General features: G+C 59.0%; 17 protein-coding genes and 3 rRNA genes (1 of these 20 cut by a window edge). 15 read left to right on the top strand and 5 right to left on the bottom strand.

Annotated elements, in window-relative coordinates:
• Positions 1–40 precede the first annotated feature (40 nt).
• The 3 genes from M1E04_RS00655 (at position 41) to M1E04_RS00645 (ending at position 3,558) form a co-directional block, all read left to right on the top strand.
• Positions 41–961 (top strand): NmrA family NAD(P)-binding protein, encoded by a 921-nt coding sequence (locus tag M1E04_RS00655; protein WP_410935346.1) that lies wholly within the window; start codon positions 41–43, stop codon positions 959–961.
• Positions 958–2,112 carry an epoxide hydrolase family protein gene (locus M1E04_RS00650; RefSeq protein WP_192135842.1) on the top strand — a complete coding sequence of 385 codons (1,155 nt, stop codon included), beginning with the start codon at positions 958–960 and terminating at the stop codon, positions 2,110–2,112. Before M1E04_RS00655 ends, M1E04_RS00650 begins: the two co-directional genes overlap by 4 nt.
• Positions 2,113–2,427: 315 nt before the next feature.
• Entirely contained in the window at positions 2,428–3,558 is a 1,131-nt protein-coding gene (locus M1E04_RS00645) for a mechanosensitive ion channel family protein (protein WP_065990932.1), read from the top strand.
• 51 nt (positions 3,559–3,609) lie between these two features.
• Here the strand turns inward: M1E04_RS00645 and M1E04_RS00640 are convergent, their stop codons facing one another.
• A complete protein-coding gene (locus M1E04_RS00640) occupies positions 3,610–5,097 on the bottom strand; it encodes a YdgA family protein (protein WP_065990930.1) in 1,488 nt (495 codons plus the stop codon).
• Between the two features lie 215 nt (positions 5,098–5,312).
• Between M1E04_RS00640 and M1E04_RS00635 the strand changes: the two genes are divergently transcribed.
• A complete protein-coding gene (locus M1E04_RS00635) occupies positions 5,313–6,005 on the top strand; it encodes an HAD-IA family hydrolase (protein WP_192135840.1) in 693 nt (230 codons plus the stop codon).
• 164 nt (positions 6,006–6,169) lie between these two features.
• Here M1E04_RS00635 and M1E04_RS00630 read toward each other — a convergent pair whose 3' ends face one another.
• A complete protein-coding gene (locus tag M1E04_RS00630) occupies positions 6,170–7,135 on the bottom strand; it encodes a LysR family transcriptional regulator (protein WP_192135838.1) in 966 nt (321 codons plus the stop codon).
• Between the two features lie 304 nt (positions 7,136–7,439).
• On the opposite strand from M1E04_RS00630, the gene M1E04_RS00625 reads away from it, so the two are divergent.
• From M1E04_RS00625 to M1E04_RS00575, 11 genes are all read left to right on the top strand, one after another.
• The gene (locus tag M1E04_RS00625) at positions 7,440–8,318 is read left to right on the top strand and encodes an amino acid ABC transporter permease (protein ID WP_065990922.1); all 879 of its coding nucleotides are present in this window, start codon (positions 7,440–7,442) and stop codon (positions 8,316–8,318) included.
• A 21-nt stretch (positions 8,319–8,339) separates the two neighbouring features.
• On the top strand, positions 8,340–9,104 hold the full coding sequence (locus tag M1E04_RS00620; protein ID WP_065990920.1) for an amino acid ABC transporter ATP-binding protein: 765 nt from the start codon (positions 8,340–8,342) through the stop codon (positions 9,102–9,104).
• A gap of 22 nt (positions 9,105–9,126) precedes the next feature.
• Complete coding sequence (locus M1E04_RS00615; protein WP_296308864.1) at positions 9,127–9,948, top strand: ABC transporter substrate-binding protein; 822 nt, start codon at positions 9,127–9,129, stop codon at positions 9,946–9,948.
• A gap of 139 nt (positions 9,949–10,087) precedes the next feature.
• Positions 10,088–11,272 (top strand): MFS transporter, encoded by a 1,185-nt coding sequence (locus tag M1E04_RS00610; RefSeq protein ID WP_369319999.1) that lies wholly within the window; start codon positions 10,088–10,090, stop codon positions 11,270–11,272.
• Between the two features lie 172 nt (positions 11,273–11,444).
• On the top strand, positions 11,445–12,449 hold the full coding sequence (locus M1E04_RS00605) for an aldo/keto reductase (RefSeq protein WP_192135830.1): 1,005 nt from the start codon (positions 11,445–11,447) through the stop codon (positions 12,447–12,449).
• 226 nt (positions 12,450–12,675) lie between these two features.
• Complete coding sequence (locus M1E04_RS00600) at positions 12,676–13,419, top strand: GntR family transcriptional regulator (protein ID WP_065990912.1); 744 nt, start codon at positions 12,676–12,678, stop codon at positions 13,417–13,419.
• A 178-nt stretch (positions 13,420–13,597) separates the two neighbouring features.
• Positions 13,598–14,326: a thioesterase II family protein gene (locus M1E04_RS00595; RefSeq protein ID WP_197986119.1), complete on the top strand. Its 729-nt coding sequence runs from the start codon at positions 13,598–13,600 to the stop codon at positions 14,324–14,326.
• Between the two features lie 742 nt (positions 14,327–15,068).
• The gene (locus M1E04_RS00590) at positions 15,069–15,848 is read left to right on the top strand and encodes a DUF3050 domain-containing protein (RefSeq protein ID WP_065990908.1); all 780 of its coding nucleotides are present in this window, start codon (positions 15,069–15,071) and stop codon (positions 15,846–15,848) included.
• Between the two features lie 49 nt (positions 15,849–15,897).
• On the top strand, positions 15,898–16,842 hold the full coding sequence (locus M1E04_RS00585) for a diiron oxygenase (RefSeq protein ID WP_456292217.1): 945 nt from the start codon (positions 15,898–15,900) through the stop codon (positions 16,840–16,842).
• A complete protein-coding gene (locus M1E04_RS00580) occupies positions 16,839–20,291 on the top strand; it encodes a thioester reductase domain-containing protein (protein WP_456292216.1) in 3,453 nt (1,150 codons plus the stop codon). Before M1E04_RS00585 ends, M1E04_RS00580 begins: the two co-directional genes overlap by 4 nt.
• Before the next feature lie 41 nt (positions 20,292–20,332).
• A complete protein-coding gene (locus tag M1E04_RS00575) occupies positions 20,333–20,836 on the top strand; it encodes an SRPBCC family protein (RefSeq protein WP_296312416.1) in 504 nt (167 codons plus the stop codon).
• Between the two features lie 83 nt (positions 20,837–20,919).
• On the opposite strand, the gene rrf (M1E04_RS00570) is transcribed toward M1E04_RS00575, so the two are convergent.
• The 3 genes from rrf (M1E04_RS00570) to M1E04_RS00560 form a co-directional block, all read right to left on the bottom strand.
• A 5S ribosomal RNA gene (gene rrf / locus M1E04_RS00570) occupies positions 20,920–21,035 on the bottom strand.
• Between the two features lie 107 nt (positions 21,036–21,142).
• A 5S ribosomal RNA gene (rrf, locus tag M1E04_RS00565) occupies positions 21,143–21,258 on the bottom strand.
• A 146-nt stretch (positions 21,259–21,404) separates the two neighbouring features.
• Positions 21,405–23,011: ribosomal RNA gene (locus M1E04_RS00560) — 23S ribosomal RNA — on the bottom strand; it runs 1,286 nt beyond the window's last position.

The following is a 23,011-nucleotide window of genomic DNA, read 5'->3' as shown; positions in this document are numbered from 1 at the left end:
GCGCTCTTTACCCCCTTCACACCGACCAGGAAGGCTCTTTGTGGATCACACTACTGCTTCACCGATTGTGGTTGCTGGCGCATCAGGAGACTTGGGCCAACGCCTGGTCCTGGCGCTGGTTGAGCGCGGCGCCCATGTCATCGCACTGGTTCGACCAGGCACTGAACAAACCCGGTTGACTGGTCTACCCAGCAGCGGCGTCACCGTAACGCCCGTTTCCCTGGATGACGCTCGGGGCCTGCGCGGTGCCATTGCCGGCGCGGGTTGCGTGGTGTCCACGCTCAACGGCCTGGAGGAGGTGATCATCAAGCAGCAAGGCAGGCTGTTGGAGGCCGCTGCCGCTGCTGGGGTGCCCAGGTTCATTCCCTCGGATTATTCGCTCGACTACACCCATACCCGCCCCGGGGACAACCGCAACCTGGACCTTCGCCGGCGCTTCGCCACCCAGCTCGATTCAGCCAACATCGCCGTTACCTCAATCCTCAACGGTGGGTTTCTGGAACTGCTCGAAGGCGACGCGCCTATCGTGCTTCCCGGCCGCCGAGTGCTGCATTTCGGCGATGTGCAACAGCTACTGGACTTCACTGCCAAGGACGACGTAGCCGCCTTTACCGCCGATGCCGCGCTTGATCACAACACGCCACGTTTCCTGCGCATTGCCGGCAACAGTGTGTCGCCTGCGCAGATTGCCAACATCCTGACCGAGCTGACCGGGCAGCATTACCGCACCCTGCGCCCCGGGAATATCGGCACGCTGTCCGCCCTTATCTCCGGGGTGCGCGCGCTTACGCCTGCCAGTGAAAAGCCATTCCCCGCCTGGCAAGGCATGCAATACCTGCGAGACATGATGAGTGGGCGCGGCAAGCTGCTCAATCTGGACAACGATCGCTATGGCCAACGTGAATGGGCATCCGTCCGTGACACGTTGGCCCGTACCCATGTGCAAGGGACCAACCCATGACCCACCCTGTCGAGTCCTTTCCCCTTCATATCCCCCAGACACAACTCGACGATCTGGCCCAGCGCCTGGCGCAAACCCGCTGGCCTGACCCAGAAACCGTCTCCGACAACAGCCAGGGGCCCAGGCTTGAGCGTATTCGCGCGCTGGTCGAGCGCTGGCGCAACGGCTATGACTGGCGCGCCACCGAAACCCAACTCAACCAGTGGAACAGCAGCCGGACCGAGATCGACGGCCTTGGCATTCACTTTCTGCACATACGCTCGCCTCACCCTGACGCCCTGCCCTTGCTGATGACCCACGGCTGGCCAGGCTCCATTCTGGAGTTCAGGGCGATGATTGGGCCTCTCACCGACCCGACCGCCCATGGCGGCGAGGCCAGCGACGCGTTTCATCTGGTGATCCCGGCGCTTCCGGGTTTTGGTTTCAGTGATAAGCCACGTTCGCCGGGTTGGGGCGTGGGTAAAACCGCTGCGGCCTGGGCACAATTGATGGACCGCTTGGGATATGGCCAGCGCTGGGCGGCCCAGGGTGGGGATTGGGGGGCGGCCGTGACCAGCGCACTTGGGCACATGCGTCCGCCTGGTCTGATTGGCATTCACCTGAACATGGTCATGTACCAACCCACTGAAGAGGAGATCGCGCAGGCCACTCCTGAAGAGCAGCGCATGTTGGCCGATGCGCAACGCTATGAGCGGGAGCTGTCCGGTTACATGAAGGTGCAAAGCACCCGGCCGCAGTCGATAGGCTTCGCCCTGTCGGATTCGCCCGTTGGCTTGGCGGCGTGGGTTTACGCGCTGTTTCAGGACGCTTCCGACAGCGGCGGAGAGCCCGAGCGGGTCATCGAGCTCGACGCGCTGATCGACGACATCATGCTGTACTGGCTGCCTGATGCGGGACCCAGCTCGGTCCGTTTCTACTGGGAAGGGATGCGCGAAATGCAACAGCAAGGCCCTCCACGCGCCCTACCCATCCCGGCGGGCGTGAGCATGTTCCCGGGCGAGTTGCTTCGCCTGTCACGGCGCTGGGCCCAGGCGCGATTCGACGACTTGCGGTTCTTCGCTGAGGCCGAGCACGGCGGCCACTTTGCTGCGATGGAAAACCCGGCGACGCTCACCGCGCATGTGCGTGAGACCTTCCGTCTGCTGCGTTGAGAGCTTCGCTTTTGGGATTGAGCGGCGGTCGCGGACTGCCGGCATCTGGATGCAACGTGTGTAATAGACGAGCCTTCGCCATGGCGTTGCGCGCAAGCAATGCCGGCCGCTGCAGCATGAGTCAGAGATTCAGGCTTCGCCCGACATTGGCCTGATCTGGTCAGCGCATTCGACATGTAGTAAACGTGTCGGATGCTCTGGCTCGCTGATTGCAGCCCGTCACGATTTCTACGGCGGCGGGTGGATCGGGGAACATTGAGCGCTGAGGGAGCTCACACCTCTTGCCTTTGAACCGTCCTGTTGGTGACCCCCTCTATGGAACACGTACTCCCGGAAGCCTGGCTGAACGCACTGCCGTTGCCCTGGCTCAACACCTTGGTGGCCGCCGCCTTCGCGATTTGCATCGCACTGTTGGGACGCTGGATCGCATTGGTGTTGCTCCGTCGCGTCGCCAAGTCGTTCGTCTTCGCCCAGCAGCTCATTCACCGCGCCGAACCGCCGACCTTGTGGCTGATCCCGCTGCTGGCCCTGCAAACCGTGTGGACGTCTGCGCCTGATGATCTGATGTTGATCAAGGGTGTTCGGCATCTGAACGGCATGCTGGTGGTGGCCGGGTTCACCTGGCTGGCGCTGAGCTGCGTGAAGGCCATTGGCGAAGCGGTGGCGATCCGCAACCCGCTGGACATCGAAGACAACCTGCAAGCCCGCCGGATTCAGACGCAAGTGCGGGTGCTGGTGCGCTGCCTGAATGTGCTGGTTCTGCTGTTCGGCACCGGGCTGATTCTGATGAGCTTCCCGCCGGTGCGTCAGATCGGCACCAGTCTGCTGGCGTCGGCAGGCCTTGCGGGATTGGCCGCCGGTTTCGCCGCCAAGCCGGTGCTGGGTAACTTGATCGCGGGTTTGCAAATCGCGATATCCCAGCCGATTCGCCTGGATGACGTGGTGATCGTTGAGGGCGAGTGGGGTCGCATTGAAGAGATCAGCGGCACGTACGTAGTGCTGAAGATCTGGGATGAGCGGCGGATGGTGATTCCGTTGCAGTACTTCATCGAGAAGCCCTTCCAGAACTGGACGCGCAGCACGTCGAGCCTGATTGGCTCGGTGTTTCTGTGGGTGGATTACGCGTTGCCACTGGAGGAGCTGCGCGAAGAAGCGGAGCGCATCTGCAAGGAAATTCCGCACCTCTGGGATGGCCGCGTCTGCGTATTGCAGGTCACGGACACCACCGACAAAGCGATGCAGTTGCGGGTGTTGTTGAGTTCGGCGGATTCATCGCGCAGTTGGGATGCGCGATGCCACATGCGCGAGCGGCTGATCAGTTTCGTTGCCCGGCAATATCCGCAGTGCCTGCCTCAGCTGCGTGCGGAGATGTCTTCGCGCACCGTTCAGCCGGAACGCGAAGGCCACGAAGCGCCCACGGAAATCGCGCGTCAGCCGCCAGTCTGAAGACAGGTCATAGCAAGCTGCCCGGCCACCTCAGCGGTGGCCAGGCAAGACTTATTGACCGCCGCTGAACATCACAAACTTGCCCATCATCATTGCGGCAAACTGTTGCGCCGGCATCTTCACGCCGTTGAAGTCCACCACGTCGTTGGCGTAGTGCAGGCTGGACACGATGTTGTCGCCATCGACCTTGCCCATTTGCAACATGACCGCCATGCCGCCCACCGAATCCGCTGCGCCCTGCGCCTGCTGCGCGATGGCGGCGGGGTCGGTCAGACCGGCAGACTTGGCGCGCAGTGCGGCCAGATCCTTGATCATCGGCTTGGAGAGCACCAGCTTGGCGTCCAGCTGGGTCAGCAGCTGCTTGAGCAATTCCGCGCCTGGCTGATCGAGTGCCGAAGGATTGGCCAAGTCCATCGACAGGCTGAACTGGCTCTCGCCGCTGGCTGTTTTCAGTGAAAGCTTTTCCAGCTCGATATGCGGCTTGGCACTCAGCAACTTGCTGACTTCAGCCTGCACCAAGGCCTGATCAGCCGGGCTCAAATGTGGCGTGTAGGTTTCACCCACCGCCGCGGCGGCCTGGGCTTGAGGCTGCACTTTCTCCTGATAGATCTTCATCAGTGCCTGGGTTGAGGCGATGTCGAAATTGCCGAACTTCCAGAGCATCTGCATGGCGCCAACGTCATTGCCATTGAAGCTGACGTTGCCGATGTCGTAGGTCACCTGCGCATTCAGGTTGCCTTCCACTTCCTGCAACAGGCTGGTGTTGACGAAGTCCTTGAAATGAATGGCCGGCTGGCCTGCCGCCTGGAACGTGGCCGAGGCGATTTTCGCGTCGGTGTGGCCCAGGTAGAAACCCGATTTGCCTTTTGTGCCACCGGTGTTGAAGGTGAAATCCTTGAGCGTCAGATGCACCGGGCCTTCTTCGGAGGTGGCGGTGACGTCGACGCTGCCCAGCACACCGTTGGCCTCAAGCTTCTGGCCATCGCCCGAGCCGGAGGCATTCACGGTGAAACCGGAAAACTTGAACGCGCCGGTCTGATCGGTGAATTCAAACGGCAGCAAGTCCACCCGGCCCAATGCGGCGCGGTCGTAGCCCATGCTGAAGTGGCCGGTCAGCGGCGGCTGGCCGTTGGTCATGGCAAACCATTTCTCGGAGAAAGCGTTCTTCTCAATCTGCACGTTGCTGGCGGCCATTACCGGCAGCAGTTGCAGCGATTTCACGCGGCTCCACGGCAATGGCCCGTGCTCGATGTTGTCGACAAACAGCAGCTCGACCGGCTTGCCCTCATTGAATTGGGGGTCCTGGATATTCAGCTTGTAGTGCGCGGTGCTGGTGAAGAAGTGACGGTCAAGGGAAAGGAGCTCAACACTCGCCTTGCCTTCATGCCCGACGAACGCGGCTTGAAGCTGCTGATTGCCTTGCTGGATGGCGTCGTTGAGCGCGCCCTCCAGCCGTTTTCCGGTGTACCAGGCGCCAGCGGTAACGAGGACGCCCGCAACCACAATGACGCCTACGGCGATGTTGACTGATTTTTTCATGTGTCGACTCGAAGATGTCCGTTCTTGAAGAGAGGTCTTGCCTTCCTTGACCCCGGAGGGTTTCGGCGCCACACAGAGCGGCCGTGCAGCACCTTGCGCTGCCGAGAGCCCGGCGAGATTAGCACTTGGCGAGGACGTTTTGCAGCCGTTGCGCCTAGCCACGACGTTCGCCGAGGCGTTAGGCTGGACGCCAATTTGCTAAGGGAATCGATGAGATGAGCGACGTGCAAAAGCCCAAGGGTCCGGTCAAGGCGGTGATTTTCGACATGGACGGCCTGCTGCTGGACACCGAAGGCATCTACACCGAAGTGACCGACACCATCGCCAAGTGGCACGGCAGGACGTTCGACTGGGCGGTGAAACAGCACTCCATTGGCCGCGGCTCCCAGGATTTCGCCGAGTACGTGATCAGCGCGCTTGAGCTGCCGATGTCTCCCGAGGAGTTCCTGACCGTTCGCCAGCCGATGCTGGACGAGCGCTTCCCGCACGCCGTGCCGATGCGTGGCGCCGAGGCACTGGTGCGTCACCTTGCCGAGCACAACATCCCCATCGCGGTGGGCACCAGTTCTTCCCTTCACTACTTCCACGTGAAAACGAACAATCACCGCGCCTGGTTTGAGCTGTTTAAAGACGTGGTGACGGCAGATCACGCCGAGGTCACCGCGGCCAAGCCTGCGCCGGATATCTTCCTGGCTGCGGCGCGCCACCTGGGCGTGGACCCGAAGGATTGTCTGGTGTTTGAAGACTCGCCTTTCGGCGTCACCGCTGCCAAGACCGCAGGGATGTATGCCGTGGCGGTGCCTGACTCGCACATGCCGGTCGAGCAATATGCGCACGCCGACCTGATACTGGGCTCGCTGACCGAGTTTCCGCTGGAAGATTGGGGTTTGCCGGGCTTTGCCCGCTGATCACGCTGTAGGCGCAGGACCGCGCTTGCTCGCGATGAGGCCGGCACATCCGCTAGGTCGCAGGCGTTCGAAAGGGCGCCTTCGCGAGCAAGCTCACTCCCACAGGGACGGTGTTTGCTGCGCGCCACCGGGCTTACGTTCGCGGCAATTGCGTGACATTTACGCTACACCCCAACCCTTAAATCCACCCCCAACGCCCGAGCGAACGCCTTGACCAGCGGGCTCCGGGGGGCGTTGTGCCTCAGGATGAGGTTGACGGGCGTTTGTAGAAAGATCAGGTCGCGGCGCAGGGCGCGCAGCTGACCGTCGCGGATCATATTGCGCGCATAGTGTTCGGGAAGAAAGCCGATGAAGCGCCCGGTCAGGATCATCATGGCGACGGCTTCGACCTGGGAGGCGGAGGCGCACTGGCTGTCGGAATTGACGAAGCTCGCCTTGTCGCGATGGATCGCATAGCGGTGATTCACGATGTCGAATGCGCGCAGGCTGTCGATGCTCAGGGCACCGTCGTCCGCCTCGAACAGCGGATGCCCCACTGCGCAATACGCGTGGGAGGTCTCTTCGTACAACTGGAAATAATCAAACTCTTCGCGCCGCTGATACACCGGCACGATGCCAAGACTCACCCGTCCTTCGACCATGGCACGCTCGACTTCATCCAGTTGAGACGCTTGCAGGCGCAGTCTGACTTTGGGCGCTTCATCGCGCATTAGTCTAAGTGCGGCAATGAGCGGCGAACTTTTATCGGTCAGGGTGTTATCAATTACGCCGATACTCAAATCGCCAATCAACTCATTCTGCGCAGAACTAATCCGGTCGCGAAAACTGTCCACAGACGCGAACAATTCGATCGCCGCCTGATAGACCAGCTTGCCCTCTTCAGTGAGATGAAACCCTTCCCGGCCTCGTGTACAGAGGCGCATGCCGATGCGGATTTCAAGGTCCGAAATCTGCTTGCTGATGGCTGCGAGGCCCACATTCAGCTCATTCTGGGCGGCGCTGAAGCCACCCGCCTCGACCACGGCCTGAAACACCCGCAACAGCTTGAAGTCCATTCCGCTGAGAGTAAGAGGCGGGCGTATTCCCGGTTTAGGCGGCACGTTTCCAGAATTGGAAAGTGGAGTTTCCATAATGCTTATTGACCTCGCCTATTGGATTCAACAGGCTCTGACTCACAACAAAAACGTGCCCGGTTGATAATAATGAACACAGAAAAACCCGATTGGCAACCGCGCACGCGGTACTCTGCAACATAGGCAGAAAGCGGATCCAACATTAAATAACCTGACACTTTGATCAGGACTTTCAATTAGTAACTGCCCTCTATCCAGGACGATTCCATGCTGCAGCGGCGGGCCTACGTCGGGGCGGGGAGGCTGGGTAGGGTTGCCCAGATCAGGCAGGCGCGGTCTGCACACAGCTTCGGAGAGACACATGAATCAGAATCAGGCGGAGCAGCTGCAAGCCGAGCGCAGGAAGACCGAAAACGCGTTCGACATCACCCAGTACGAACACGTCCCACGCCGCTATTACGGGCGCATTTTCTTCGCGACCCTCATCATCGTTGCCCTCGCCGGCCTGGCCCGTGCGTTTGCCAACGGGCAGATCGAGTGGGGTTATATCGGCCAGTTCCTCACGTCCGAGGCCATTCTTTGGGGTCTGCTGAACACGATCATCATGTCGATTCTGGCGATGGTCCTCGGGGTGGTGATCGGCGTGATCACGGCCATCATGCGCATGTCGGCGAACCCGATTTTGCGTTACGTCGCGATCACCTACACCTGGCTGTTTCGTGGCACGCCGCTGATTTTGCAGCTGCTGCTGTGGTTTAACCTGGCGCTCATCTTCCCGGTCATCGGCATTCCCGGTGTGTTCGAGATCGATACGGTCAGCCTGATGACACCTTTCGTTGCCGCGCTACTGGGCCTGAGCATCAATCAGGGCGCGTACACCGCCGAGGTCGTGCGCGCAGGCTTGCTGTCTGTAGACACCGGTCAGTACGAAGCCGCCAAATCCATCGGCATGCCGCGCCTGCAGGCGCTGCGTCGGGTGATCCTGCCCCAGGCGATGCGCGTGATCATCCCGCCGGTTGGCAACGAATTCATCAGCATGGTGAAGATGACCAGCCTTGCCAGCGTCATCCAGTATTCCGAATTACTGCACAACGCGCAGAACATCTACTACGCCAACGCCCGGGTCATGGAGCTGCTGATCGTCGCGGGGATCTGGTACCTGGCGGTGGTGACTGTCCTGTCGTTCGGTCAAAGCCGGCTGGAGCTGCGCTTCGCCCGCGGCGCCGGCAAGCGTTCGTAAGTCAGGCCCAGGAGAATCAGCATGAGAAACATCGTCAAAGCCGTCGGCCTGAACAAATACTACGACCAGTTCCACGCCTTAAAAGACGTCAGCATTGAAGTCGAACAAGGCGAAGTCCTGTGCATCATCGGGCCCTCGGGCTCGGGCAAGAGCACCCTGCTGCGGTGCGTCAATCAGCTCGAAAAAATCGACAAGGGCGGTTTGTGGGTCGATGGCGAACTGGTGGGCTACCGCATCGTCGGCAATAAACTGCACGAACTGACGGACGCTCAGATCGCCCGTCAGCGTTTGAGCACCGGCATGGTGTTTCAGCGCTTCAATCTCTTCCCGCACATGACCGCGTTGCAGAACGTGATCGAAGGCCCGATCCAGGTGCTCAAGCGCTCGCCCAAAGAAGCCAATGAAGAAGCCACCGAGCTACTGGCCCGCGTCGGTCTGGCGGACAAGCGCCATTCCTATCCCGTGGAGCTCTCCGGCGGCCAGCAACAGCGTGTCGCGATCGCGCGCGCATTGGCGATGCGGCCCAAGCTGATGCTGTTCGACGAACCCACTTCCGCCCTCGATCCGGAGTTGGTGGGCGAAGTGTTGTCGGTCATGCGTGACCTGGCGCACAGCGGCATGACCATGATCGTCGTGACACACGAACTCGGCTTTGCCCGCGAAGTTTCCAACCGGATGGTGTTCATGGACGGCGGCCAGATTGTGGAGGCCGGCACCCCGGAAGACATTCTAATAAGCCCACAAAATCCAAGAACCCAAAGCTTCATTTCTGCCGTTCGCACTTAAACCAGAACAAACGAGAACGACCATGAAAAAGATCCTCATCCCCAGTTTGCTCGCCGGCCTGATGGCGTCCGCGTCAGTGTTCGCCGCGCTGCCCGCCAGCCTCAAGGAAAAGGGCGAAATCACCGCCGCCATCGTGCCGAATTACCCGCCGATGGATTTCAAAGACACCAGCACCAACACGCTGACCGGCCTGGACGTGGATCTCGGCAACGCCCTGGCCGAGCGCCTTGGCGTCAAGATCAAATGGCAGGAGACCGCTTTCGAGCAGATGGTCAGCGGCTTGGTCACCAGGCGCTTCGATATCATTCTGTCGGGCATGACCGACACGGCCGAGCGGCAGAAGTCGGTGACGTTCATCGACTATTTCGCCAGCGGGCCGCAGCTGTACACGCTGACCAAAAACGCTGATCTGAATGAGCCCGCCGATCTGTGCGGCAAAAAAGTCGGCACCAGCCGCCGCACCACCTGGCCTGCGGAAATCGCGGGGTGGAGCAAGGAAAACTGCGAAGCGAAAGGCAAGCCGGCGATCATCGTCAGTGGCTCCGAAGGCTCGGCCGATGCACGCGCGCAACTGCGTCAGGGCCGGCTCGACGCCGCGATGCAGGGCAGCGAAACCATTCCTTACCTGATGTCCCAGGAGAAGGACACGTACAAGCCCCTTGGCCTGGCGATCTCGAAACAGTTCACCGGCCTGGGCGTCAGCAAGTCCAACCCTGAACTGGCGGCGGCCATCTCTGAAGCGATGCAGGCCATGGTCGACGACGGCACCTATGGCAAGATTTTGAAAAAATGGGAGCTGGAACAGGGCGCGGTGACCAAGGTCGGGATGAATCAGGGTAAGTAACAGGCGATCAAGCCAGCCCCGTCAGGGATGACTCGTCGTCTAGAATGCGGCGCTGTCGGGCAGCGTTTGTGGGAGCACCAACCCGGTCGCTCCCACAATGGATCTGCTCCGAGGCTTGAACAAGGACGGAAAAACAACAGTGGCCACCTACTCCCTCGTCATCCGCCGCTTGATGGTCTGCTCGTTGACTATCGTCATGAGCCGGGCGATGACCAGCCCGCTGCTGACGCTGTTCCTGAGCACAAGGCTGGGGCTCAATCAGCAAGACGTCGGGTTGCTGATGGGCATCGCGGTGTTCATCGCCACGCTGCTGGGCCTGTACGGTGGCTACATCATCGACCGGCTGGAAAAGCGCAAGTTGCTGATCCTGGCGATGCTGTCCAGTGCCGTCGGCTTCGCCCTGCTGACCTTCGCCCACAACGTCTATCTGACGACCCTCACGCTGGTGATCACTGAGACGGCCTCGGCGCTGTTCCTGATCGGCTCCAAAGCAATCATCAGCGAAAACCTGCCCATCGGGCAGCGTGCGAGGGTTTTCTCGCTGCGCTATACCCTCACCAACATTGGCTACGCCACCGGCCCGATGCTCGGCGTGGTCATTGCCGGGCACCTGCCACTGGCACCGTTTTTCATCGCCAGTGCGATCGCGTTCTGCAGTCTTTTCCTGATGCTCGGCATACCGCGCACAGTCGCGGATACCGAGCACCCACCGCGCAGCTTTCTCGACACCCTGGTCACGCTGAAAAACGACCGCACGCTGATTCTGTTCACGGGCGGCAGCTTGCTCAGCACCATCGTGCATGGCCGGTATACGTTGTACCTGTCGCAGTTTCTGCTGGTCACGCACACGGCGGAACAGGCGCTGAAAATCCTGTCAGCCGTATTGGCGTGCAACGCGTTAACGGTCATTTTGATGCAGTACCAGATCGGCCGCTTTCTCAAACGCGAGCAGTTGCCGTACTGGATTTGCCTTGGCACCGCATTGTTTGCGATCGGCCTTGTCGGCTTCAGCTTTGCCGAAACAACCCTGGCCTGGTGCGCCGCAATGTTCGTTTTTACGTTGGGCGAGATGATCATCTATCCCGCCGAATACCTGTTCGTCGACACCATCGCACCGGATCACCTTCGCGGCAGTTACTTGGGGGCGCAGAATCTGGCGGCCTTCGGCGGAGCGTTGAGCCCGGTGATCTGCGGCTACTTATTGATCAACAGCCCCGCGCCGACCATGTTTTATGTCCTGGCGTGCCTGACCGCCATGGGCGGCACACTGTGCTTCCTGGCCGGGCGCCACGGGAAGCTCACTCACGCTGACCTCTCCCTCTGACGCCGTGCTCGGCCACCTGCGGCTCGTCAATTTGTCACTTTTCAAAACCCGCCCAAACAGGTGAGTATGTCCGGCCTAGAGCTTTCGGTCTGATCGGTCTTTACGAGACCCCTTGCAAGCCTGTTCCAGACTGTCCTGATTTCCACTTCCCTGACGAAAAGGATATCGAGCAATGAAATACCGCACCCTTGGCCAATCCGGCCTCCAGGTTTCAACGCTGACACTGGGCTCCATGATGTTCGGCGTGCAGACCGGCACCGAAGAATCCCTGCGCATCATCGACAAGGCCTGGGATGAAGGCGTCAACTTCATCGACACGGCCAACGTCTACAACGCCGGCCGGTCTGAGGAGATCGTCGGCGAAGCCATTGCCAAGCGGCGCAGCGAGTGGGTCCTCGCCACCAAGGTCGGCAGCAGCTCGGGCAATACTGCACCGAACGCCAGCGGCCTGAATCGCAAGCACATCTTCAATGAAATCGAATCCAGCCTGCGTCGTCTCGACACCGATTACATCGATATCCATTACCTGCACAAGGAAGACCACAACACGCCACTCGAAGTGACCGTGTCGGCCATTGGCGATCTGATTCGCCAGGGCAAGATCCGGTACTGGGGCGTGTCGAACTTCCGCGGCTGGCGTATCGCGGAGGTGGTGAATGTGGCTCAGCGTCTGGGCGTCGACACACCGGTAATCAGCCAGCCGCTGTATAACATCGTCAACCGTCAGGCCGAGCTGGAGCAGATCACTGCGGCGAAGTTCTATGGTTTGGGCGTCGTGCCCTACAGCCCGCTGGCACGCGGCGTGTTGAGTGGCAAGTACGCCCCTGATGTAACGCCAGACAGCAGCACCCGCGCCGGCCGTCAGGACAAGCGCATCCTGGAAACCGAATGGCGCACCGAGTCCTTGCACATCGCCCAGAAACTGCAGGTGTACACCCAGGCCAAAGGCGTAGGGCTGGTGGAATTCGCCATTGCCTGGGTGCTGAACAATCAGGCTGTGACCTCTGCCATTGTCGGGCCACGTACCGAGGACCAATGGGACAGCTACACCAAGGCGCTCAGCGTGAACATCACGGCCGAAGACGAAGCGTTTATCGACTCCCTCGTCACACCCGGGCATGCGTCCACGCCGGGTTTCAATGACGTGCAGCATTTCGTGACGGGCCGCTATATCTGACGCCGTTCGGCCGTGAAGCCAGCCTCGCGTGCCGCAAAGACTTGCGTCACCGAGGTCGGGCAGCCCGTTCCCAATCCCCGATTGATGGCAATACCTCTACGCTTAATCCCTTGTAGAATGCCGCGCCGAGACAGCCCGCTAAACTTGTAGCAAAGTTTGACAAGGCCGGCAGCGGTCTCTAGTGTTTCATTGGATCCAATAACTGTTCAGCTGAAGAAGATCAAGCATGCGCAGGACTGAGAAAGAGCAATTTCTGCGGGAAACCCTGGGTGATGAGCAGCCGCCTGCACATCTGGCGCGTGCCGTCATCGAAGAAAAACTGCGCAGCGCCATTCTTGAAGGACGCCTCCCGGCAGGCATCGCCCTGCGCCAGCAAGAGCTGGCGACACTTTTCGGTGTCAGCCGCATGCCCGTGCGCGAGGCGCTGCGTCAGCTGGAAGCTCAATCGTTGCTGCGTGTCGAAACCCACAAAGGTGCGGTCGTTGCCCCGTTGATCAACGAGGATGCTACCGATGCCTATGCGTTGCGCATCCTGCTGGAGTCCGAGGCCCTGCGCCAGTCGATCCCGCTGCTGACCGATGAAGACATCAGCATGGCGCGTGGGTACATCGAACAGTTGGAGGTCGAAACCGATTACAGCATCATGGGCACGCTCAACCGCCAGTTCCACATGGCGCTGTATTCCAAGGCGCACAACACACGCCTGCTCAAACTGGTCGAGGACGGCTTGAACGAGGAAGAGCGCTTCTTGCGTTTCAATCTTAAGCAAATGAACCTGGGCAAGGTGTCCCAGCGCGACCACTACGAATTGCTGGAAAAGGCCGGCGCCGGTGATGTGGACGCCACCGTCGAGGCGCTGACTCACCACTTGAATCGTGGTGTTGAAGCCATCAATGCCTACTTGAGCGCCCGTAAGGCGGAAGAGGCAAAACCTGCGGCGGCCTCACGAAAACGTGCCGTCACCCAGTGACATTCGCTGTTTTTTCAACCTTGACCTTGCTCGCCACTGGCTAATCGGCCGATAAGCACAAGGGATCAACGAACGCCGTTCATGACGGGGTATGCGCCGAAGGACCCGGCTCCACGGTTATGACGCCTCTATCAAGGCTCGGGGAAGCTGAGTGCAAGCCGAAAAGAACAAATGGCTGATGGTTGTCAATTCTGGACAACCCGTCAGAACACGCCTGATTTGCTTTCCTCACGTAGGTGGCGATCCGGAGCATTTTCGTGACTGGTCCGAAGGCCTTGGGGATCACATCGAACTGGTAACGCTGCGCCTGCCCGGCCACGGCAGCCGGCTCAAGGAAACGCCCTACGATCAGTGGGCGCCCTTGCTGCAAGACACCTTCCTCGCGTTGCAGCCCTATCTGAGCGAACCTCACGCATTTTATGGCCACAGCTTTGGCGGTCGTGTCGCTTATGAAATGGCCAGGCTGGCGCAGCATCATTACCCGAATCTGACGCGTCACCTGTTCATTTCCGGCTGCCGCAGCCCTGACAGCCGACAACCCTGGCCGTTTTTGCACACGCTGCCGCAGGACGATTTCATTCAAGCGCTGATCAGGCTGGGCGTGCTCCCGAACACGTTCGACCAGGATAAGAAACGCCTGAAGCTGCTGGAGGCTGTCGTGCGCAGCGACGTGAAGCTGTCTGAAATCTGGTCGCACCGCGCAGACGAGGGCCTGGACATTCCGTTGACCGGTCTGTACGGCAGCGATGATCCGGTCGCCACAGCCGCCAGCATGATGAAGTGGCGGGAGTTCACACGTCGCGAGTTCGAACTGATCGAAGTGCGCGGCACTCATGACTTCCTCAGCTCGCAACGCGACCGCCTGCTGCACATCATCAACACGCACCTCGGCTTGCTGGGCGGCTGAACGGAAACCGCCGCCCACTCCTTCTGCATCGACTCCTTACCCCCTCCCCCCTGAAGCCTCCTACGACTAAAAGCCGGCCCTCCCACGCTCGGGCCGCGGCTTATGCACCTATCGTGAAACTTGGTCGTCGTTGACGCGGTGTACCGGTGTGTTCAGGCAAACTCGAACGACGAATCGGTCTGCAGCCGATTCAGGGAAAGCAGTTCTCATGGAGCGGCAAAAGGAGCATTGCCCCGGGCGGAGACATTGAAGTGAAACCCTGAATGTCGCCCAAACCGAAAATTCTCAAAAACTGTATTAACCCGATTAAGCGCAACGCTGAACGAGGTATTCGTTCATTCATTTCAATTCTGGCCTTAATGGGCCGGAAGGGTTGCGCTCGCCCCAATAAAATTTCACTCAGAAGTTTTATTGCCATCTCTCACGCCCGATTTATATAGGCTGTTAATTATATTAAAAAGTATTTGCGGAACCCTTTGAAACTGTTCTAACGTTTTCTGGCCGCCAACGTTTAAGGGCTATTCCCCCACACACGTTGGGCAGCGAGGGCATAGGCCAAGTGCGCATGCCCGATTCCAGCCTGCACGATTGTTGATCACACACGAAATAAGGTTTGCGGCCTTTTATTGCCCGAGATTAACGGGAGTCATGTTATCCGTTGTTTGCACGGCAACTTAAGACGACCACCCGTTGTGGCAATTAGAAGAAATGCTGACACACTTAATCTACCAAGGACGTAAAAATGGACAGTCTCAAACAGCAACTTATTGCAAAAAAATCAGCACTTAGCGCGCACCCTGTTTTTTCCGAAATTAATTCACTGCACGTCCTGCAGCGCTTCATGGAGGTGCATGTGTTCGCGGTCTGGGACTTCATGTCACTCACCAAACGGCTGCAACAGGAGCTGACGTGCACCCGGCTGCCCTGGCTGCCACCGCGAGACCCGAAGGCAGCGCGGCTCATCAATGAAATCGTGTTGGGTGAGGAGTCCGACGACCGGCCGGGACGCCACGATCATTACAGCCACTTCGAACTGTATCTGGATGCCATGCGAGAAGTCGGCGCCAGTACGGCCCGCATCGAGCATTTCGTCGAACTGTTGCACGAAGGCATTCACTACAACACCGCGCTCGACAGCGTCGGCGCAGGCCGAGCGGCCACGCACTTCGTCCGCGACACGCTCGACATTGCTTTGAATGCACCGGCGCATTGCGTAGCGGCCGCGTTTCTGCATGGGCGCGAGAGTGTTATCCCGCAGATGTTTCAGCGAATTCTCGACGACTGGGGCATCACGGCCGACAAGGCACCGACCTTTAGCTACTACCTGGAACGCCACATCGAGGTGGACTCCGAAGACCACGGCCCGGCGGCGGAATCATTGCTGGCCAGGCTAGTCGCCGGCAATGAACAGCACCAGCGCGAGGTGTACGCCGCTGCCATTGCCGCCGTTGATAGCCGCATGGCGCTTTGGGACGCCCTGCAACACACCCTGCGTGAGACGGCGCGGGAAGTCAGCGCGTGAGCCCCTCCCGCCTCCGCAACCCAGAAGCCCTCCACACAAGGACGCCATCATGAAAGCCGAAGACTACATGTCATTCGTCGATGCCTGGGAAGGCCGCGCGACGATTCGGACACGCCCGCGCCGCATCGTCGAAAACGACGAAAAACTGATCTACCCGCTCAGCCGCCAGCCATTGGTGCTCAGCGAGACGTTCACCCGTGAATGCGCCCATCTGCGCGATCTGGCGCTGGTGCAGAGCCTGTACAAGTTCATCAACGACGTGGTGATTTTCGAGACTGAAATCGTCGACAAGACCGCGCGAAGCATCGCCAAAGACAACTTCGCAATCCGCTTTCCCTTCGCTTGCCGCTACGACGCCATGACCGTGGTTGTCGATGAGGATTACCACGCACTGGTGGCGATGGACTTCATGCAGCAAACCATCGCACTCACTGGCATCCAGCCAATCCCGTTGCCACAGGAAATCGAACTCAGCAGGGCCATCCCCGCTGCTCTGGCATTGGCGCCAGGCCACTTGCGCAGCGCAGTCGAGCTGATCTGCGTGGCGATTGCCGAGAACACCGTGACCAACGACGTGGCGGCGTTCGCCAAAGACGACACGGTGAAGCAATCCGTCAAAGGCCTCATGGCGGACCACCTGCTCGATGAAGGACGGCACTCCGGTTTCTGGTCGCGCCTCGTCAGGATCTACTGGCACACAGCGCCCGAGCAGGACAAGCAGCTTATCGCGCAGATCCTGCCTGTGTTCATTGCTCAGTATTTGACCAATGACATCCAGAAGTCTTTCGACTTCGTGCTGATCGACAGCTTGCCGGTCGCAGAGCCGATCAAACAGGCGCTGAAGGAAGAAACGCAGGCGATGTGCTTTCCGATCAATCGCCACCATCCGTTGGTGGGCAACATCATGCGTTTCTTTACCTCCAGCTCGATGCTCGATTCCCCCTGCGTCCAGCATGCCCTTGCCGACTATCTACCGGTCGGAGGCTCGCAATGAAGCGCCTGGAGATTGTGCTCATCGGTCATAGCCAGACAATGAGTGAGCTGAGTGCAGAACTGAATGCCCACGGGCATCTGATTCACCACCTGCGCGACGAGGCAACGCTGAAGCTGAGCGCACCGCAGAACGCGTCGATCCTCATCGACGACGGTACGCTGGACCTGCCCCGCGCAGAGCTGGGCGTGTTCGAGACAGCCGTTCATCTCGGCCTCCGGGTAGGACTGACACCGGTGAGCGAGCGGGCGCTGCCTGAGCTGGAAATAGTGTGCTGGCTCGGGACGGCTACGGCTCAGCGCTTGATCGCGCGCCATACCGTGGCTGCCACGCTTTCCGGCAACGGACGCGTCTTGCGGGACGCGGCGGTCGCAACGCTGGTGGACAACGTTGCCATGCTGATCAGCCGGTTCTCGCGCGATACCGAGTACTTTGCACGCGCCGAGCGCGTCGACCCGCCGCACAGTGGACGCCAGGAAAGCCTGCTGCAACTGGACCGGTTGGCCTTCGAGCACTGTTCCAACTTTACCGCGGCGCCGGAATTGCTGCGCGTTGCCGAGCAGACGCTGATCGCACGACTGGACCGGAGCTTCAGCCAATTCGCCGGACGCATTGCGCTGAGTATCGACGGCGAGCGCATCAGCTATGACCAACTGCGGGCACACAGCGTCGCGATCCAGTCGCAGATACAGGCCATGCGGCCGCACGCATCAGCTGAACCGGTGGTGATTGGCATTTGTATGCCGAAGTCTGCGGCGCTGTTCGCCGGGATCCTCGCCATTCTGGGCAACGGGGCGGTGTATCTACCATTGGACCCCAGCCAGCCTCTGCAGCGTCAGCAGTACATCCTCGAAAACGCACATGCCGTATTACTGCTGCACAATGGCAGCCACCCGCTGGCGGGCGTTGTTGTGCCGGGGCTGGATATCAGCTGCATCGAGATCGTGCCGACGGCGCAGTCGCTGATGCGCTATTGCCCTGAGACCGACGCGCCATGCATGGCGCTGTACACCTCGGGTACGACCGGACACCCGAAAGGCGTAATGCTCAGCCAGCGCAACCTGAGCCACTTCACGGCCTGGTACGCAGACTATGTCGAGCTCTCCGAGCACAGCCGGGTACTGCAGTTCTCAACACTGAGTTTCGATTCCTCGGTCATCGACATCTTCCCGACGCTGCTCAGCGGCGCTGAACTGATCGTGGCGAGCGATGACCAGCGTCGTGATCCGCTGCAACTGTTCGAGCTGCTGGATCAGAATCTCAGCCACGCGTTTCTGCCGCCTGCCTTGTTGAGCATCCTGCCGATTGACCGACCGCTGAAGCTCAAGCACTTGTGCACCGGCGGTGATGTCTGCGAGCCCTACGTGATTGAACGCCTGGCAGCGCAATGTCACTTCCATAACCTGTACGGCCCCACTGAGGCCACCGTGCTGATCACTGCCGGCCAGTTTCAACTCGGCGGCAGCAACCGCAACCTGGGTCGCCCGATTGCTAACAGCCAGGTCCTGATTCTGGACGAGGACATGCAGCCTGTCGCGGACCAGACGCCCGGCGAGCTCTACATCGTCGGTCCGGGCGTGTGCCTGGGTTACATCAACAACCCTGAGCTCACCGATGACCGCTATGTGCATGTCACTCTGGGTGATGGCCAAAGTATTCGGGCTTACCGAACCGGGGACATCGGCAAATGGACGAGCGAAGGCATCGAGCTGTCCGGGCGACGTGACAACCAAGTGAAGATCCGTGGATTCAGGGTCGAGCCTGAGGAGATCGAGCACTGCCTGCGCGACAGCCAGCTGTACCGCCAAGTCGCGGTAGTGATTGACGACCAGCGACGCATCCTGGCTTTTCTCGCGCAACCGCACGGCGCAGAACCGGACGCCGCTCGGCGTTTGCTCAAGGACCATGTCGCCGCTATGTTGCCCGACTATATGCGGCCGACCGCCTACACGGAGTTGGCGAGCATGCCGTTTGCCAGCAACGGGAAGGTTGATCGCAAGGCACTGTTGCAGTTGCCCGTGAACATGCTTGAGCAAGCGCCGCGTCGTTTACCCGATAGCGAAAGCGAGAGGCTGCTCCTGACCTTGTGGGCGGACCTGCTGGAACTTCCGCCCGGCGAAATCTCGACCGACGAGAGCTTCTTCAATTTGGGTGGCCACTCGATTCTGTTGTCGCAGATGCTGCTGGGTATCCGCGAACGGTTCGGCCGCAGCATCCCTATCAATCGCTTCATCGAGGCGCCAACGCTGGCCAATCTGGCGTCACTGCTCGACAGCGACGGCACCACATCATGGACCGTCAGCCCGCAAGCGTTCCTGGATGGTTCGGCGCCCTTCGAGCTGCCCGTACTGCCGGTGGAGCGCATGGGCGACGTGCACAAAGTCATCGTCACCGGCGCCAACGGATTTCTCGGTGTTCACATCGTCGAAGCGCTGTTGGCGTGGGGCGCAACCGAGGTTGCCTGTCTGGTGCGTGAAAACGCAGGGATGACCGCGCAGGATCGCTTTATTCAGGCACTGCGCGAAAACCGTCTTGAGCATCTGGATCTGGCGCGAGTACGGGTCTATGCCGCCGACGTCACACGGCCACAGCTTGGATTGAGCAACGAGGTGTACGAGCGCCTTGATCGCGAGTTTGGCGCGCTGGTGCATAACGCCGCCAACGTCAACCATGTCCAGGATTACGAGACCCTGGCCAAAGATAACGTCGAGCCCATCTTCGAATGCCTGAAGCTGTGCGAAGGGCGCAGCAAGAAGGTGTTCAACTTCGTATCGACGCTGTCTGCCTCAAGCGCCGTCGGGGCTGACGGTCGCGTCCTCGAAGCGCCTGCTGCCGAGACACCGCCCATCTATATCAAGAACGGCTACAACCTGTCCAAGTGGGTCGCCGAGCGCATCCTGCAGCAAGCCAGGGAGCGAGGCGCGTGGGTAAACATCTACCGGCCCGGCAATATCGCGTTCAATAGCACGACGGGGGTCTGCCAGCCGCACAAAAACCGCTTGATGCTGATGCTCAAGGGTTCGATGCAACTGGGCCAGGTCCCGGACTTCTCCATGACCTTCGATTTGATGCCTGTCGACTTCCTCGCCCGATTCATCGGCTTCCACGCCAGTCGTTACCAGCCATCTCATGCAGTCTTCAACCTCCATAACCCGGAGCCATTGAGCTGGAGCAATTACGTCAGCGCGTTCCGTGAAGCGGGCAGTGATTTCGAAATGGTCAGCGTCAGTGAATGGCAAACCCAGCTGAAACGTGTGAACAGCGAGAACGCTTTATTCGGCGTGCTCGGTTTTTATCTCGACGGGTTGGAGGAAGACATCGGAGACATATCAATGATCGCGTATCAGAACGCCCATGCGGGTGTTCAACGGATGGGCGAATGCTACCCCTCAAAAACCCCGGCGCTGCTTCGCAAGGGCTGCGATTACCTGAAAGAGATTGCTTTCATCTGATACACCCCAACGCAACATCCCCTTTAGTTATGGAGAACAACATGAACGCTATTCAGCCGCTCAACACCCTTGGCTCCCTGTCGCCCGATACGCTGATTACCAATCCTGGCGGGGAACCGGTGGTGTCTGCTATCTCGATAAATGCACCGGCGCGTAAGGTCTGGAAGGTCGTGGGCGATTTCGGTGGTTTCACTCAATTCATTCCGGAGCTTGCGAGCATCGAAGTGATTGGTAACGGTCCTGGCTCAGTCCGTTACAAGAAATTCAAGGAAGGTGGTCTGGTGGTTATCGAACAACTCAATTCGTACGACGATGACGCAATGGCTATGACATGGACAACCATCTACAACAACCTAGGCGTCAGCAAGCTCTGGGCCTCAATGACGGTTGTCCCCAAGGACGGTGTCAGCTGCGTTGCTACTTGGGCGATCATTGCCGAGCCTGTGGACAACGGCTCGACGAGCATTGAGGGCTTCAGAGAGTTTTTGCAGGGCTTTGCTGATGGTGCGATGAAGAACGTGCCGAGAGCCGTGATGCCCTCATAGCAGAAGCCTGCGGAGCTTCAGTGCCGGTGGCCTAAACGACAAAACCCCAGTCTCCGTAAGCAGACTGGGGTGTCGGAATTCAATCTTGACGATGACCTACTCTCACATGGGGAAACCCCACACTACCATCGGCGATGCACCGTTTCACTGCTGAGTTCGGGATGGGATCAGGTGGTTCCAGCACTCTATGGTCGTCAAGAAGTTCTGTAGCCGACCCGTTACTGACGTAACGTTCCAGCGAAAATGTATGACCTTCACTTAAAACAAAACCCCATCTGCTTTCGCAAATGGGGTTCTGGAATTTAATCTTGACGATGACCTACTCTCACATGGGGAAACCCCACACTACCATCGGCGATGCATCGTTTCACTGCTGAGTTCGGGATGGGATCAGGTGGTTCCAACGCTCTATGGTCGTCAAGAAATTCGGGTACTGACTCGTTCTCTCGAACGCTTCAGCAAATCGGGTATGTGATCAAGGTACCGCTTGTGTGTACGCAAACTTTCGTCTTCATGCGTCTTCACACACCGTAATCTGCTGTCTTTGTGCAGATTGCTTGGGTGTTATATGGTCAAGCCTCACGGGCAATTAGTATTGGTTAGCTCAACGCCTCACAGCGCTTACACACCCAACCTATCAACGTCGTAGTCTTCGACGGCCCTTCAGGGAACTCAAGGTTCCAGTGAGATCTCATCTTGAGGCAAGTTTCCCGCTTAGATGCTTTCAGCGGTTATCTTTTCCGAACATAGCTACCCGGCAATGCCACTGGCGTGACAACCGGAACACCAGAGGTTCGTCCACTCCGGTCCTCTCGTACTAGGAGCAGCCCCTCTCAAATCTCAAACGTCCACGGCAGATAGGGACCGAACTGTCTCACGACGTTCTAAACCCAGCTCGCGTACCACTTTAAATGGCGAACAGCCATACCCTTGGGACCGGCTTCAGCCCCAGGATGTGATGAGCCGACATCGAGGTGCCAAACACCGCCGTCGATATGAACTCTTGGGCGGTATCAGCCTGTTATCCCCGGAGTACCTTTTATCCGTTGAGCGATGGCCCTTCCATACAGAACCACCGGATCACTAAGACCTACTTTCGTACCTGCTCGACGTGTCTGTCTCGCAGTCAAGCGCGCTTTTGCCTTTATACTCTACGACCGATTTCCGACCGGTCTGAGCGCACCTTCGTACTCCTCCGTTACTCTTTAGGAGGAGACCGCCCCAGTCAAACTACCCACCATACACTGTCCTCGATCCGGATAACGGACCTGAGTTAGAACCTCAAAGTTGCCAGGGTGGTATTTCAAGGTTGGCTCCACGCAGACTGGCGTCCACGCTTCAAAGCCTCCCACCTATCCTACACAAGCAAATTCAAAGTCCAGTGCAAAGCTATAGTAAAGGTTCACGGGGTCTTTCCGTCTAGCCGCGGATACACTGCATCTTCACAGCGATTTCAATTTCACTGAGTCTCGGGTGGAGACAGCGCCGCCATCGTTACGCCATTCGTGCAGGTCGGAACTTACCCGACAAGGAATTTCGCTACCTTAGGACCGTTATAGTTACGGCCGCCGTTTACCGGGGCTTCGATCAAGAGCTTCGCGTTAGCTAACCCCATCAATTAACCTTCCGGCACCGGGCAGGCGTCACACCCTATACGTCCACTTTCGTGTTTGCAGAGTGCTGTGTTTTTAATAAACAGTCGCAGCGGCCTGGTATCTTCGACCGGCATGAGCTTACGGAGCAAGTCCTTCACCCTCACCGGCGCACCTTCTCCCGAAGTTACGGTGCCATTTTGCCTAGTTCCTTCACCCGAGTTCTCTCAAGCGCCTTGGTATTCTCTACCCAACCACCTGTGTCGGTTTGGGGTACGGTTCCTGGTTACCTGAAGCTTAGAAGCTTTTCTTGGAAGCATGGCATCAACCACTTCGTGTTCTAAAGAACACTCGTCATCAGCTCTCGGCCTTGAAACCCCGGATTTACCTAAGATTTCAGCCTACCACCTTAAACCTGGACAACCAACGCCAGGCTGGCCTAGCCTTCTCCGTCCCTCCATCGCAATAACCAGAAGTACAGGAATATTAACCTGTTTTCCATCGACTACGCTTTTCAGCCTCGCCTTAGGGACCGACTAACCCTGCGTCGATTAACGTTGCGCAGGAAACCTTGGTCTTTCGG

It is taken from the genome of Pseudomonas sp. AK106 (genome assembly GCF_053903055.1).
Note: the sequence above shows the minus strand (reverse complement) of the source record. Positions and strands in the feature narration are given on the sequence as shown.

Excerpts from the sequence above, each read along its gene's own strand:
- M1E04_RS00650 (WP_192135842.1), top strand. The coding sequence starts at position 958 with ATGACCCACCCTGTCGAGTCCTTTCCCCTTCATATCCCCCAGACACAA.
- M1E04_RS00645 (WP_065990932.1), top strand. The coding sequence starts at position 2,428 with ATGGAACACGTACTCCCGGAAGCCTGGCTGAACGCACTGCCGTTGCCC.
- M1E04_RS00640 (WP_065990930.1), bottom strand. The coding sequence starts at position 5,097 with ATGAAAAAATCAGTCAACATCGCCGTAGGCGTCATTGTGGTTGCGGGC.
- M1E04_RS00635 (WP_192135840.1), top strand. The coding sequence starts at position 5,313 with ATGAGCGACGTGCAAAAGCCCAAGGGTCCGGTCAAGGCGGTGATTTTC.
- M1E04_RS00630 (WP_192135838.1), bottom strand. The coding sequence starts at position 7,135 with ATGGAAACTCCACTTTCCAATTCTGGAAACGTGCCGCCTAAACCGGGA.
- M1E04_RS00625 (WP_065990922.1), top strand. The coding sequence starts at position 7,440 with ATGAATCAGAATCAGGCGGAGCAGCTGCAAGCCGAGCGCAGGAAGACC.
- M1E04_RS00620 (WP_065990920.1), top strand. The coding sequence starts at position 8,340 with ATGAGAAACATCGTCAAAGCCGTCGGCCTGAACAAATACTACGACCAG.
- M1E04_RS00615 (WP_296308864.1), top strand. The coding sequence starts at position 9,127 with ATGAAAAAGATCCTCATCCCCAGTTTGCTCGCCGGCCTGATGGCGTCC.
- M1E04_RS00605 (WP_192135830.1), top strand. The coding sequence starts at position 11,445 with ATGAAATACCGCACCCTTGGCCAATCCGGCCTCCAGGTTTCAACGCTG.
- M1E04_RS00600 (WP_065990912.1), top strand. The coding sequence starts at position 12,676 with ATGCGCAGGACTGAGAAAGAGCAATTTCTGCGGGAAACCCTGGGTGAT.
- M1E04_RS00595 (WP_197986119.1), top strand. The coding sequence starts at position 13,598 with ATGGTTGTCAATTCTGGACAACCCGTCAGAACACGCCTGATTTGCTTT.
- M1E04_RS00590 (WP_065990908.1), top strand. The coding sequence starts at position 15,069 with ATGGACAGTCTCAAACAGCAACTTATTGCAAAAAAATCAGCACTTAGC.
- M1E04_RS00585 (WP_456292217.1), top strand. The coding sequence starts at position 15,898 with ATGAAAGCCGAAGACTACATGTCATTCGTCGATGCCTGGGAAGGCCGC.
- M1E04_RS00580 (WP_456292216.1), top strand. The coding sequence starts at position 16,839 with ATGAAGCGCCTGGAGATTGTGCTCATCGGTCATAGCCAGACAATGAGT.
- M1E04_RS00575 (WP_296312416.1), top strand. The coding sequence starts at position 20,333 with ATGAACGCTATTCAGCCGCTCAACACCCTTGGCTCCCTGTCGCCCGAT.